The sequence below is a fragment of the Dyella sp. genome (genome assembly GCF_036568765.1).
In the GTDB taxonomy this organism is placed as follows: Bacteria; Pseudomonadota; Gammaproteobacteria; order Xanthomonadales; family Rhodanobacteraceae; genus GSA-30.
Genome location: NZ_DATCRY010000317.1, coordinates 1 through 12,354, shown reverse-complemented (window position 1 = coordinate 12,354; position 12,354 = coordinate 1). Strand labels below are relative to the sequence as shown.

At 63.5% G+C, this 12,354-nt stretch carries 15 protein-coding genes; 5 read left to right on the top strand and 10 right to left on the bottom strand.

The window, feature by feature from the left end; translation table 11 throughout:
* The 5 genes from VIM98_RS19980 to VIM98_RS19960 all read left to right on the top strand — a co-directional run.
* A partial coding sequence (locus VIM98_RS19980; RefSeq protein WP_331994857.1) for a sigma-70 family RNA polymerase sigma factor occupies window positions 1-417 on the top strand: 417 nt, incomplete at its 5' end.
* Window positions 414-1,127 (top strand): hypothetical protein, encoded by a 714-nt coding sequence (locus tag VIM98_RS19975; RefSeq protein WP_331994856.1) that lies wholly within the window; start codon window positions 414-416, stop codon window positions 1,125-1,127. The genes VIM98_RS19980 and VIM98_RS19975, both read left to right, overlap by 4 nt.
* Window positions 1,124-1,723: a YigZ family protein gene (locus tag VIM98_RS19970; protein WP_331994855.1), complete on the top strand. Its 600-nt coding sequence runs from the start codon at window positions 1,124-1,126 to the stop codon at window positions 1,721-1,723. Before VIM98_RS19975 ends, VIM98_RS19970 begins: the two co-directional genes overlap by 4 nt.
* A gap of 101 nt (window positions 1,724-1,824) precedes the next feature.
* Window positions 1,825-2,982: an acyltransferase gene (locus tag VIM98_RS19965; protein WP_331994854.1), complete on the top strand. Its 1,158-nt coding sequence runs from the start codon at window positions 1,825-1,827 to the stop codon at window positions 2,980-2,982.
* Window positions 2,983-3,126: 144 nt separating this feature from the next.
* Complete coding sequence (locus VIM98_RS19960) at window positions 3,127-4,896, top strand: ABC transporter transmembrane domain-containing protein (protein ID WP_331994853.1); 1,770 nt, start codon at window positions 3,127-3,129, stop codon at window positions 4,894-4,896.
* A 52-nt stretch (window positions 4,897-4,948) separates the two neighbouring features.
* On the opposite strand, the gene VIM98_RS19955 is transcribed toward VIM98_RS19960, so the two are convergent.
* The 10 genes from VIM98_RS19955 to VIM98_RS19910 form a co-directional block, all read right to left on the bottom strand.
* Window positions 4,949-5,665 carry a copper homeostasis protein CutC gene (locus VIM98_RS19955; RefSeq protein WP_331994852.1) on the bottom strand — a complete coding sequence of 239 codons (717 nt, stop codon included), beginning with the start codon at window positions 5,663-5,665 and terminating at the stop codon, window positions 4,949-4,951.
* Window positions 5,662-6,702 carry a N(4)-(beta-N-acetylglucosaminyl)-L-asparaginase gene (locus VIM98_RS19950; RefSeq protein ID WP_331994851.1) on the bottom strand — a complete coding sequence of 347 codons (1,041 nt, stop codon included), beginning with the start codon at window positions 6,700-6,702 and terminating at the stop codon, window positions 5,662-5,664. The genes VIM98_RS19955 and VIM98_RS19950 overlap by 4 nt, the downstream gene beginning before the upstream one ends.
* A 108-nt stretch (window positions 6,703-6,810) precedes the next feature.
* On the bottom strand, window positions 6,811-7,017 hold the full coding sequence (locus tag VIM98_RS19945; RefSeq protein WP_331994850.1) for a cold-shock protein: 207 nt from the start codon (window positions 7,015-7,017) through the stop codon (window positions 6,811-6,813).
* Window positions 7,018-7,178: 161 nt separating this feature from the next.
* Window positions 7,179-7,925 (bottom strand): S-methyl-5'-thioinosine phosphorylase, encoded by a 747-nt coding sequence (locus VIM98_RS19940; protein ID WP_331994849.1) that lies wholly within the window; start codon window positions 7,923-7,925, stop codon window positions 7,179-7,181.
* A 122-nt stretch (window positions 7,926-8,047) separates the two neighbouring features.
* The gene (locus VIM98_RS19935) at window positions 8,048-8,599 is read right to left on the bottom strand and encodes a hypoxanthine-guanine phosphoribosyltransferase (protein WP_331994848.1); all 552 of its coding nucleotides are present in this window, start codon (window positions 8,597-8,599) and stop codon (window positions 8,048-8,050) included.
* Window positions 8,600-8,601: 2 nt separating this feature from the next.
* The gene (gene nagZ, locus VIM98_RS19930; protein WP_331994847.1) at window positions 8,602-9,612 is read right to left on the bottom strand and encodes a beta-N-acetylhexosaminidase; all 1,011 of its coding nucleotides are present in this window, start codon (window positions 9,610-9,612) and stop codon (window positions 8,602-8,604) included.
* 3 nt (window positions 9,613-9,615) lie between these two features.
* Window positions 9,616-10,128 (bottom strand): CYTH domain-containing protein, encoded by a 513-nt coding sequence (locus VIM98_RS19925; RefSeq protein WP_331994846.1) that lies wholly within the window; start codon window positions 10,126-10,128, stop codon window positions 9,616-9,618.
* A gap of 13 nt (window positions 10,129-10,141) precedes the next feature.
* Window positions 10,142-11,458, bottom strand: coding sequence for a 23S rRNA (uracil(1939)-C(5))-methyltransferase RlmD (gene rlmD, locus VIM98_RS19920; protein WP_331994845.1), 1,317 nt, complete (start codon window positions 11,456-11,458; stop codon window positions 10,142-10,144).
* Between the two features lie 69 nt (window positions 11,459-11,527).
* Entirely contained in the window at window positions 11,528-12,136 is a 609-nt protein-coding gene (locus VIM98_RS19915; protein ID WP_331994844.1) for a YdbL family protein, read from the bottom strand.
* A gap of 35 nt (window positions 12,137-12,171) precedes the next feature.
* Window positions 12,172-12,354, bottom strand: a 183-nt coding sequence (locus VIM98_RS19910) for a hypothetical protein (protein WP_331994843.1), incomplete at its 5' end; no start/stop codon positions are given.

Genomic DNA, 12,354 nt, shown 5'->3' with positions numbered 1-12,354 from the left:
GTGGCGGACGAACTGTTCCAGGACACCTGGAGTCGGGTAATCGCCGCCCGCCTGCGCTACCAGGCCCAGGCAAAATTCACTACCTGGCTGCTGCAGATCGCGCACAATCTGCTGATCGACAGCTATCGCCGTAAACGGCCGCTGGCCGAGGGCGAGGAAGCCGAGCTGGCGCTGGCGAGGTACGAGATTCCCGAGCGAGAACAGCCGGAGCAGACGCTGTCGGATTTCGAACAGCGGCGCCGGCTGCAACGCGCCATCGAACATTTGCCCGATGAACAACGCACCGCGGTATTGCTGCGGCTTGAAAACGACTTGAGCCTGGAGGAAATCGCCCAGGTCACCGGTGCCGGCCGCGAGACTGTCAAATCGCGACTGCGCTACGCCATGAACCGACTGCGCGAGCAATTGGCCGAATGACCACGCCATCCGCCCACGACGAAGAACGGCTGCCCGGCGAGGACGAACTGGCCGCGCTGTACCACAAGCTGCCTGCCGTCGAACCGCCTGCCGCGCTCGACACGACGGTGCTTCATACAGCTGCCAAGGCCGTGCAAAGTGCAAAGCGACCACGTGCGCGCTGGCCGCTGGCCGTCGGCAGTGCCGCGGCGTTGGCGATCGTCGCTGGACTGGCCTGGCGGATGGGGCAAATGCCGCAGAAAGCGGCCGACTCGCATCAGGCGGCGATAGAACAATCGGCCCGGACCGTGACTGCACCGGCTGCCGCCGCGCCAGCCCAGGCCGAAAAATCTGAGGCAAAACCGACGCTCGAACAAATGGTCGTGACTACTGCCAACGCGCCGGCACCGGCCGCAAAGCAGGTGCGACGCGCCGACTCAGGCGGAACAGCGCTTCAGGCACCGGGGATACGAGACAAACGAGCTACCGTTGCCGAAGCGATTCCAAAAGCCGCCCCAGCCATGGCCCCTCCTCCACAACCGCTCACGCCTGCCTTCGCACCCGCATCGCGAGTGGCAGAAAGTGCCATCGATACCGAGTTGCGACACATTCGCGAGCTGTTTGCACAAGACAAGCGCGACGAGGCGCGCCAACGCCTGGCCGACTTCCATCGCGATCACCCCGACTACCCGCTACCGGACGATTTGCGCAAGCAACTGCTGCAACCATGAGTGAACTGTATGCACTGGCGGCAGCATGCCGGCATGCCGAGGAGATCAAGAAAAGCCGTTTTCTCGCCCAGGCCGCGCCGGTAGCCCATGCCGCCGAAGCCTTGGCGTTCGTGCACGATGTCGCCGATCCGACAGCGACACACAATTGCTGGGCGTATCGCATCGGCCAGGACTATCGCTTCAACGACGACGGCGAACCGGGCGGCACCGCCGGCCGCCCCATCCTGCAGGCGATCGAAGGCCAGGGCATCGACCGCGCAGTCGTCGTCGTGACCCGCTGGTACGGCGGCATCAAGCTGGGGGCCGGTGGGCTGGTGCGGGCCTATGGCGGCACGGCAGCCGAGTGCCTGCGGCGCGCCGAACGCCAGCCCATCGTTGCGATGGCTCGCCTTGTATTGCATTGCGAGTTTGCCGAACTGGCGCTGTTGAAAGCGCGCTTGAAAGATTGGAGCGCGCGCATCGACAACGAGGATTTCGATGCGGGCGGCGTGACGCTGCATATCGGCCTGCCCGCCACCCAAGCTGAAATGGCGATCGCACGCATTGCCGACTTGAGTCGCGGCCGTATCCAGCCGACGCGACTGGACCTGCCCTGAAAAAGCCACTCAGGCGCCCTGCCCGACGCCGCGCGCGCCGTTAGGCTTGCCCGCCTGCGCGGCCGCGACGGCCGCGTCCTGGGGATACCAAAAGGAATGCCATGACACGCTTGCCCGGCCTGGATTTGCTGCGCGCATTTGCCGTCGTCTGGGTGATGACGTTCCATGCCTATATCGTCTGGGACATTACCGACGCGGTGCGTCCTTACTGGCAATTCGGCTGGATGGGCGTCGATTTGTTTTTCGTGCTCAGCGGTTACCTGATCGGTTCGCAGGTATTCAAACCGCTGGTGCGTGGTACGCCGATGCGGCTTGGGGATTTTTATGTTCGCCGCGCGTTTCGAATTTTCCCCGCTTTTCTCACCGTGCTGGCGCTGTACGTCTGGTGGCCGGCTTTTCGTGAGCAACCGGGTATGCAGCCGGCATGGCAGTTCCTTACCTATACGGCGAATCTGCTGATCGACACACGCTACAACCTGGCGTTCTCGCATGCCTGGTCGTTGTGCGTGGAAGAACATTTTTACATGTTGTTTCCGTTGCTGGCTTGGTGGCTTACGCGTCGCCGGTCTTTCCACAAGACGATCGCCGCTTTTCTGGCGATCCTGCTGGGCGGCATCGTGCTGCGCAGCCTTATCTGGATCTATGGGATGCAGCCGCTGCAGCACACTGATGACGGCAGCTACGGGCGGATGTTCATCGAGCACATCTACTATCCCAGCTATTCGCGCCTGGACGGGCTCCTGGCCGGCGTTGCACTGGCCGCGATCCAGGCATGGCGGCCCGCCTGGTGGGACCGCCTGCAAGCCCAGGGCAATCGCGTGGCCTTGGCCGGCCTTGTCGTCGTGGCTGCGGCGATGGCGATCTTTACCGACCGAACGGGCTTGATCGCCACATCGGTGGGTTATCCGTTGTTGTCGGTGGGCCTGGCGCTACTCGTCTGCGCCGGAGCGGGCACACGAAGCTGGCTGGGACGCTGCCGCGTTCCCGGTGCGCGCTGGCTGGCGCTGGCCTCTTATAGCCTTTATCTGAGCCATAAGGCGGTATACCACCTTGTGCAGCAAGGCTTGGCACAGTATGCGCCGCAGCTGCATGGTTGGGCTGCGTTTGCCTGTTATGCCGTGGCGACGCTGGCCGGAGGAGCGCTGTTGCACTATCTGGTTGAGCGGCCGTTTTTGCGGGTGAGGGATATCTGGGCGGAGCTGAGAGCAAGAGCCGCCCTCACCCCAGCCCCCGGCGAAACCAGGGAAGAGGCAGCCTGACCGAGGCAAGCCTCAGCGCTTTGCGCTCGCGAAGAGGCCTGGGATGCGGGGGCTTTGACATCGCCAGTGTCATAACGACGCAAATTGTTGAACCGCCGGGCAAAGGCCCCATACTTGGAAACTGGCTAATCAACGGCGGCATCGATGAGCGTTTCGGCGGACGAACCTAAACCCAAGCGGCGCCTCGGCGTTCTGAGCCAGTTATGGCCCTTTGTGTACCCGCACCGCGCCCTGGCTTTGGGCTGGCTGGTATTCCTGGGCATTTCGTCCAGCGCTACGCTGGTGCTGCCCACGGCGGTACGGCGCATTGTCGATCAAGGTTTTACGGCGGCCAATGCCGACGCGATCAATGCCACCTTCCTGGGGCTGTTCGGGGTAGCGGTGGTGCTCGCCTTCGCCACAGCCGCGCGTTACTACTGCATCACGCTGCTCAGCGAGCGCGCGCTCGCGGCACTGCGCAGCAAGCTCTATGCGCATGTGATCCGGCTGGACGTGGGCTTTTTCGAGCGTAGTCGCGTCGGCGAGCTGACCTCGCGTCTGGGTACCGATACCGAGGTGATCCAGGCATTGATCGGCTCGGGCATTTCTATCGCGCTGCGTAGCGTCGTCATGCTGGTCGGCGCGACGGCCATGATGATCTGGACCAGCCCTCGGCTGGCCGGCCTGACCGGACTGGTGATTCCGGCTGTGCTGTTGCCGATCCTGGTTTTCGGGCGCAAGGTGCAGAAACTTTCGCGCGCCAGCCAGGATCGCCTGGCCGACGCGGCGGCGATCGCCAATGAAACGCTCAATGCAGCTCCCGCGGTGAAAGCCTATGCGCGCGAAGGCATCGAAAGCGATCGCTATGGCGAAGCCATCACCCGTGCCCTGGCAACGGCACGGCGGCGCATCGGCGTGCGCTCCTGGTTGACCGTGGCGGTGATCGTGCTGTTCTTCGGTGCGATTACGCTGGTTCTGTGGGCGGGTGCGCATGACGTGCTCAGCGGCAAGATGCAAGCCGGTGTGTTGAGCCAGTTCGTGTTGTATGCGCTGTTTTCGGCGGGCGCTCTGATGAGCATGTCCGAAGTCTGGGGCGATGTGATGCGCGCGGCCGGCGCCACCGAACGCATCAGCGAACTGCTTGCCGAGCGCGCGCAGATCGACTCGCCCGCACAGCCGCTCGCGTTGCCGCGGCCCACCCAGGGTACATTGCGATTCGAGCATGTGGAATTTCATTACCCCAGCCGACCGGATGCCCCGGCGCTGCACGATTTCAACTTGAACATTCGCCCAGGCGAGACGGTAGCCCTGGTCGGCCCTTCTGGCGCGGGCAAGAGCACGGTGCTCGCACTGCTGCTGCGTTTCTACGATCCGCAGCGCGGCCGGATTACCTTCGATGGCGTCGATCTCAAGGCGCTGGCCTTACCCGAGCTGCGCGGAGCGATTGCGCTGGTGCCGCAGGAGACAGTGATCTTCAGCGGCACCGCCGCGGACAACATCCGTTTCGGTCGCCAGGATGCGAGCGACGACGAGGTGCGCGCAGCGGCACGCGCGGCCGAAGCGCATGAATTTATCGCTGCCTTGAGCCAGGGTTATGACTCGGAGCTGGGCGAACGTGGCGTGCGGCTATCGGGTGGCCAACGCCAGCGTGTCGCGATTGCGCGCGCGATCCTGCGCGACGCACCGCTGTTGCTGCTGGACGAAGCGACATCGGCGCTGGATGCGCAATCCGAATCCGCGATCCAGCAGGCGCTGGAGCGGCTGGAGCATGGTCGAACGACGCTGGTGATCGCACACCGGTTGGCGACGGTGAAGCGCGCCGATCGCATCGTGGTGATGGATGGCGGACGCATCGTGGCGCAGGGGACGCATGACAGTCTGCTGGCCGAGGATGGGCTGTATGCGGAGTTGGCGCGGCTGCAGTTTGTGGCTTGACGGTGCGAAGGTGTCGGGTCCTGGCGAAAGCCAGGACCCCGCGCCTTCCGCCCTACTTCAATGCATCGACAAGCGCCCGTACTTCATCCACATCCGTACGCCACTCCCCACCTTGCATATCCTGCAAACCAGTCGGCTGCCACTGCATGCCCGACGGCAACGCCTGCTTGGCGGAAGCATGGAACTCACTCGCACCGGTAGCCGCAACAAGTGCGGCGATATTGCGCGAGTTGACGCCGGCACCCGGCATGATCGCGATACGTCCGGCAGCCTGATCGACACAGGCACGGATCAACGCCGCACCTTCCAGCGCGCTCGCCTGCGCGCCTGAGGTGAGCACGCGCTCGCAGCCTAATGCCACGATCTCTTCCAGTGCCCTGGCGGACTCGCGACACAGATCGAATGCACGATGGAACGTCACGCCCAGCTTGCCGGCGGCAGCGATCAACGATCGGCAGCGGCCCGTATCGACCTGCCCCTGCGCGTCAAGTACGCCGATCACCACGCCATCGCAGCCTTGCGCGACGCAATATTCGATATCCCGGCGCATCGCCTCACACTCGTCGTCGTCGTAAAGAAAATCTCCGGCGCGCGGACGGATCAGAACATAGAGCGGAATGCGCAGTTGTTCGCGCACCATGGCAACGATCGCCGGAGAGGGTGTCAGGCCACCCAGTTCGAGCCCGCTGCAAAGCTCGACCCGCGCGGCCCCGCCGGCTTGCGCCGCCAGCGCCGAGGCAAGGGAATTGGCTGCGATTTCGAGTTTCATGTGTAGCTGGTGGTGTAGACACTGGCAGCCGGGAGCAGGCCATCCTGCTTTTTCGCGTCGCACACGGCATAGGAAAAACCATGCTGCAACGCGAAAGCGCCGACTTCGCCCTGCTTGTTCAAAGCCAGGAAGCCCACCTGCAGGGTCTTGGATGCTTCCGGGCGCTTCCTGACGATGCGCATGACGGCTTCCTTGCATGCTTCCTGCGGCGAACGCCCCTGCCGCATGAGTTCGACCACCAGGAAGCTGCCCACAGTGCGGATCACTTCCTCGCCGACGCCGGTCGAGGTAGCACCGCCCACATCGCCATCGACGAATAAACCGGCGCCGATGATCGGGCTGTCACCCACACGGCCGCGCATCTTCCAGGCCATACCGCTGGTGGTGCAGGCACCGGCCATCTGGCCGTGCTGGTCGATGGCCAGCATGCCGATGGTGTCGTGGTTGCCGGGGCCGCCGGGCAAACCGGTCTTGCCGTAGTCGCGCACTTCGTTGTTGATCGACGGTTCGTAGCGCGCGGTCTTCAACCATTCTTTCCAGGCGCGCTCGGATTCAGGGGTCAGCAGCTCTTCTTTCTTGAAGCCCTGTTCGATGGCGAACTGCAACGCGCCCTCGCCCACCAGCAAGACATGTGGCGTGCGTTCCATGACACGCCGCGCCACGCTGATCGGATGAGCGATGTGTTCGAGCGCAGCCACCGCACCGCAGCTGCCATCGCCATTCATGATGCTGGCATCGAGACTCACGTGGCCGTCGCGGTCCGGATAGCCGGCCCGGCCCACGCTGTGGTTTTTCAGATCCGCTTCCGGTATGCGCACGCCGGCTTCGACCGCATCGAGCGCCTTGCCGCCCTTGGATAGTACCGCCCAGGCAGCCTGGTTCGCGGGCACGCCGAAATCCCAGGTAGATACGACGCGTGCCATGCCGGCCGTCAGAGGCAAAGGCGCGCCTGAAGCTCGCGTGGGCAATACACCACCGAGCGCGGCAGCCGACGCACCGAGCAAAGAAGCTTTCAGAAAATCGCGACGATCGGTCATAGGATTATCTCTACAATTTTTTTCGCTAATCCAAAGAAAAACCCCGCGGTAATGCGCGGGGTTTTTCCTTAAACACAAGAATCGGCAAACGCCGGAATCGAAAGCTGCTTATGCTGCAACTTCGACGCCGGAAGCCTGCGCGCCCTTCGGACCCTGGGTGACTTCGAACTTCACGCGGTCGCCTTCCTTGAGGCTGCGAAAGCCCTTCGAATTGATCGCCGAGAAGTGAACGAACACGTCTTCCCCACCGTCCTCGGGTGCGATAAAGCCGAAACCCTTGGCGTCGTTGAACCACTTGACCGTACCGAAACGCATTGCGTGAACCTCTGAATCATGAATTGGATACACCAAGGCCACGCGCCGAACCCACTGAACCCCTGGTCCCCCGCCCCCTGGCAAAGCGAAGTATCAACATGTTTGAGGGCAAAGCGCAATATCCGGGGGCGTATTGAAGACCCGAAATCCGGATTTCTTTCTCAGCTTTTCAATAATGCGGAGAGTATCCGGGGGACTTCGGCGGTAGCCGCGGCCAAGTGGGCAAAGATTTCCTCGATGCTTATTTCTTCCTCATCGCCGCAACCGGCGGCGAAGTTGGCGACCAGGGCCAGGCACGCGTAATCGATTTCAAGCTCACGCGCCAAGGAGGCTTCGGGCATGCCGGTCATGCCGACCAGGTCGCAACCGTCCCGCTTCATCCGGGCAATCTCGGCGCGGGTTTCCAGACGCGGTCCCTGGGTAGCGCCATAGCAGCCGCCATCGATGGCGGCCACGCCGGCGGCTGTCGCCGCGGCAAGCAAGGCGTGACGCAAGCTTCGCGTATACGGCTCGCTGAAGTCGATGTGCTTGACCTCGGCGCCCTCGACATCGCAAAAACTGGTGTAGCGGCCATGGGTGTAGTCGATGATCTGATCCGGCACCACGATGACGCGCGGGCCCATATCGTCGCGGATGCCGCCGACCGCATTGACGCCGACTACCTTGCGAGCACCCAGGCTATGGAGCGCCCACAGGTTGGCGCGGTAATTGACGCGGTGCGGCGGAACGCTGTGACTTTCCCCGTGGCGGGCCAGAAAGGCGACTCGCTTGCCGGCGAAATCGCCCAGCACGACCTCGCCCGAGGCGGGACCGAAGGGGGTCTCCACTGCATGGCGGCTGGTGTTTTCCAGGCCAGGAAATTGATAAAGGCCACTGCCGCCGATGACGGCCAGATCGATACCGGTCATAAGTAAAAGCCCAACGAGTAAACAAATCCCACAAAGCCCACCTCAGCTTGCAGTCGCGGCCGTCGATTGCATCACCGCTTGTCGCGGCTGAAGCCGCTCCTGCAAGTCGAGGGAGACAGCTCTTAGTCGCCTATCGCGTAGATCCCCGGCAGGTTACGGCCCTGCTCGTAGTAATCCATGCCATAGCCGAACACATAACGGTCCGGCAGCACCACGCCGTTGAAATCGGCGGCAATACCTTCGGCCAGACGATCATGGCGCTTGGTGCACAGGCTGACGACCAGTACGCGATGTGCGCCGCGGCGCAGGCAGTCGTCACGTACGGCTTTCAAGGTGTGGCCTTCGTCCAGGATATCGTCGACCAGCAGCACGGTGCGACCGGTGAGGTCCACTTGCGGCTCACGCAGCCAATGCAGTTCGCTACCCGAGGTCTTGCCGCGGTAGCGAGTGGCGTGGACGTAATCGAATTCGAGGTCGGTACGGATCGCCAGTGCCAGCTGACCGGCAAAGATCAGCGCACCGTGCATGACGGTGAGGAATACCGCACGTTCCCCGTTCAATGCGGTATCGATCTGACGCCCCATATGGGCGATCGTGGTTTCGAGTTCCTCGCGGCCGAACAGCAGGTCGGCTTGGGCCAGCGCGGCCTCGAGCGAAGGGATGGACGCGGTCATGCTTAGGCTTCCTCGCGATGCAGAGCAGTGATGCGCGCGATAAATCGATCGCGCTGCGGATTGTCGGTCAGACCCTCCCAGGTGGAGCCGATGGCGCCGCGCAAGACGGCCAACCGAGCTGCACCGGGAGCATGGCGTCCTTTTACCGCGTCGATGGCTTCAGCTACCACCTCGGGGAAACACGCCAGCACCAGGTCGCAGCCCGCATCCAGGTGGCCATGCACGCGCCCGGTCACCGTACCGGCCACACCGGCGGCAGCCATGCTGATGTCATCGCTGATCACCGCCCCATCGAAACCCAGTTCGCCACGCAGGACGGTCTGGATCCAGCGCCGCGAGTAGCCGGCCGGCTGCTCGTCCACGGATGGATAAACCACGTGCGCCATCATGACCGCCTCGACCCGCGCCTCGATGCACTCGGCAAAGGGTCGCAAGTCTTCGCGCCGAATGGTCTCGAGTGGGCGCGGATCGATCGCCTGCGCCTTGTGTGTGTCGGCGGCTACCGAACCGTGCCCAGGGAAATGCTTGAGCACTGCGGCCATGCCGCCCAGATGCATGCCACGCACATAGGCCTGGCCCAGCTCCGCGGCGACCGCCGGGTCGGCGTGGAATGCTCGCAAACCGATGGCGGCGTTGCCGCGCGCCAGATCCACGACCGGTGCAAAACTGAAATCCACGCCAATGGCGCGCATCTCGCTGGCCATCACCCAAGCATGCTCTTCGGCCAGGCGTATGGCATCGTCCGGGTCACGGCCGTAGACCGCGCCGATGGCGGCCAAGGGCGGTAATCGCGTGAAGCCGTCGCGGAAGCGCTGCACGGGACCGCCTTCTTGATCCACCGCGACAAGGAAATCCTCGCCGGCAATCGCGCGGATGGATTCGATCAAGCCGCTCACCTGCTCGCGCGAGGCGAAATTGCGTGCAAACAGCAACACGCCGGCAACGCCCGGGGCGACGAGCCAGTCGCGTTCGTGCGGCGCCAGTTCCAACCCTGCAATGCCGATCATCAACATGGTTCAGTCGGTCCCTTGGCGTTCGGCATCGCTCCAGCCGGAATACGGATGCTCGATCAGGTTGACGTTGTAATAGCGCGGCAAGGCGCTGACCTCGCGCCCCAACCACGCCGGACGCGGAAAGGCGGCATCGGCACGGGTCAGCTCGACTTCGGCGACGACAAGCCCCTGGTTATCGCCGAGGAATTCGTCTACCTCGAACCAGATGCCATCGACGGCGACATGATGGCGAATCTTTTCCAGGGCGCCGTCGCACAGCCGGGCCAACATATGCACGGCGTCGTCCAGCGGAATCGGATATTCGAACTCGTCGCGCTCGATGCCCAGCGTGGCCGACTTGATGTTGAGCCAGGCGCGGTCGCCGATGCGCCGCACACGCACCGACGCATGCGCATCGCCGCTTTGCAGCGCGCGCACGCCGACAAGGTAGCCCTGCGCAATGTGCTCGCTACGCGTCACGCCTGCACGCCAGCCATTGTCGGCAAGCAGAAATTTGCGCTCGATCTCGGTCGCCATGGCTCGCCCTGCCCTACGCGCGCTCGAACAATGCGATGGATTCGACGTGAGCGGTATGCGGAAACATGTCCATCACGCCTGCCGAAACCAGCTTGAAACCATGCCTCTGCACCAGAATGCCTGCGTCGCGAGCGAGCGAGCCAGGGTGGCAGGACACGTAAACGATGCGTTGCGTTTCGCGGTGCGGCAAGTATTCCAGCACCTTGTCCGCACCTGCGCGCGGCGGATCGAGCAGCAGCTTGTTCCATGGCTCGCGCGCCCAGACGGCGTTGCGCTGATCCTCGAACAGGTTGGCGACGTGGAAGGCCGCATTGGCAATACCGTTGCGTTCGGCATTGGCAGCGGCACGCTCGACCAGACCATGTTCACCTTCGACACCTGCTACCGTGGCCACACGACGCGCGATCGGCAAGGTGAAATTGCCCAGGCCGCAGAACAGATCGAGCACGCGATCGTCCGGCTGCGGGTCGAGCAGCTGCATGGCGTGAGACATCATGCGCTGGTTCATGCCGGCATTGACCTGCACGAAGTCCAGCGGACGAAATTCGAGCTCGACATCGTGCGCGCGATCGTCGTCCGCGGCGATACGGAATGCCAATCGCGGCGATTCCGGCCAAAGCGGATGCACACTGCTGATACCGCCCGGTTGCAGGTAGATCGCCATGCCGTGCTCCTGGCCGAAGGCTATCAGGGCAGCGCGATCGGCATCGCTCAGCGGCTTGAGGTGGCGGAATACCAAGGCCATGGTGTCATCGCCGGCAGCGAATTCGATCTGTGCGATATCGCCGGCCGCTTCCATGCCGCTGATTGTCTGCGCCAGCAGGCCGATCTTCGGACCCAGCGCAGGATGGACCACCTCGCATTGTTCGATATCGGCAACGAAACGGGGATTGTCTTCTTCGCGAAAACCGACCAGCACCCGCCCCTTCTTGACGACGTTGCGCACCGACAGGCGGCCCTTACGCCGGTAGCCCCAGGGCTGGTCGGTCAAGGGGTCGAGCCAGGTAGCCGGCTGCACTTTGCCGATACGCTCGAAGTTCTCCGCCAACACGCGCTGCTTGGCCTGGATCTGCGAGGCGGCATCCAGATGTTGCAAGGAGCAGCCGCTGCATTGGCCGTAGTGGCGGCACTTGGGTTCGACCCGGTGCGGCGAGCGTGTCAGCAGCTCGATGACTTCGGCTTCGTCGAAGTTGCGGTGACGGCGGCGGATGGCCAGGCGCACTTCCTCGCCGGGCAACGCACCGCTGACGAAGACGGCCTTGCCTTCGACGCGGGCAACGCCGCGGCCGTCATGGCTGAGATCGGTAATAGCGGCTTGGAATTCTTTCATTGGCTCAAATAAATGCTGCGCGCCCGCATCGGTCGATCCGGGCGCGCTGATGTTCGGATGGTCAGGCGGCTATTTTTTCTTCCAGGCGCCCGAGGCGTCCTGATAATACCAGCCCGGCTTGGCTCGCTCGATCCAGCCCTTGGCAAAAGTCGCGCGGATCTGCGCCTCCCACTCGGGGTGGTTATTGGCGTTGGCAACTTCACGATACAGCGCATTGCGATCCCGGTTCTCGTCGGCCACGGACGCGTTGATGCCCGCGCGCTGAGCCAAAGGCACCTTGCCCGCATCGCGCACGGCGACCAGGCCATCCAGAGTGAAACCGAGCGCGCCGCTATCGAACAAGGGGCCGAGCGTATCGCGGAAGCGCTGCTGCATGCGCCCCTGGATGGCATCGGTTGTGGCGGTCTGCACGCGAAGGTTCGGCGTATCGGCCGCATAGGCGGCCGGGATCAGCAGATCGAGCAGCATCGCAGCGGGCCGCGTTCCTGGCGCGGGTTGCCGCGGCGGCTCCTGTTCCTTGTCGCGCTGAGGTGCCGGCTGGGCGCTGTCGAGCACGTTGCCGATGAACTGGTCGGCAGCCTTCTGTGCTGCCGCCTCGGGGAAATAGACGTTGATCGTGACGCAGCCCGCCATCGCTACCAACGCGGCAATCAGCAATCCTTGAACGAGCTTGCGCATGGGACGCTCCAGGGAATGGGGTGGAAGGCGTAAGGTCAGCGCACTTCCGGGGCATTTCCTTCAGTGGCCGCTTTCAGGCGCCGCACCAGCGTCGGCCAATCGACCTGCGCCTGGTGACCGACGACCTGCAATCGCGGCAAACCGCTGCCTTCGACGATAGTGTAGCCGTCTCCGTCGCGATCGAGCCCTCCCATATGACAGACCGAGCCCTCTAACGT

Excerpts from the sequence above, each read along its gene's own strand:
- VIM98_RS19950 (WP_331994851.1), bottom strand. The coding sequence starts at position 6,702 with ATGACCGATCGTCGCGATTTTCTGAAAGCTTCTTTGCTCGGTGCGTCG.
- VIM98_RS19940 (WP_331994849.1), bottom strand. The coding sequence starts at position 7,925 with ATGACCGGTATCGATCTGGCCGTCATCGGCGGCAGTGGCCTTTATCAA.
- VIM98_RS19925 (WP_331994846.1), bottom strand. The coding sequence starts at position 10,128 with ATGGCGACCGAGATCGAGCGCAAATTTCTGCTTGCCGACAATGGCTGG.
- rlmD (WP_331994845.1), bottom strand. The coding sequence starts at position 11,458 with ATGAAAGAATTCCAAGCCGCTATTACCGATCTCAGCCATGACGGCCGC.
- nagZ (WP_331994847.1), bottom strand. The coding sequence starts at position 9,612 with ATGTTGATGATCGGCATTGCAGGGTTGGAACTGGCGCCGCACGAACGC.
- VIM98_RS19970 (WP_331994855.1), top strand. The coding sequence starts at position 1,124 with ATGAGTGAACTGTATGCACTGGCGGCAGCATGCCGGCATGCCGAGGAG.
- VIM98_RS19955 (WP_331994852.1), bottom strand. The coding sequence starts at position 5,665 with ATGAAACTCGAAATCGCAGCCAATTCCCTTGCCTCGGCGCTGGCGGCG.
- VIM98_RS19915 (WP_331994844.1), bottom strand. The coding sequence starts at position 12,136 with ATGCGCAAGCTCGTTCAAGGATTGCTGATTGCCGCGTTGGTAGCGATG.
- VIM98_RS19965 (WP_331994854.1), top strand. The coding sequence starts at position 1,825 with ATGACACGCTTGCCCGGCCTGGATTTGCTGCGCGCATTTGCCGTCGTC.
- VIM98_RS19975 (WP_331994856.1), top strand. The coding sequence starts at position 414 with ATGACCACGCCATCCGCCCACGACGAAGAACGGCTGCCCGGCGAGGAC.
- VIM98_RS19935 (WP_331994848.1), bottom strand. The coding sequence starts at position 8,599 with ATGACCGCGTCCATCCCTTCGCTCGAGGCCGCGCTGGCCCAAGCCGAC.
- VIM98_RS19960 (WP_331994853.1), top strand. The coding sequence starts at position 3,127 with ATGAGCGTTTCGGCGGACGAACCTAAACCCAAGCGGCGCCTCGGCGTT.
- VIM98_RS19945 (WP_331994850.1), bottom strand. The coding sequence starts at position 7,017 with ATGCGTTTCGGTACGGTCAAGTGGTTCAACGACGCCAAGGGTTTCGGC.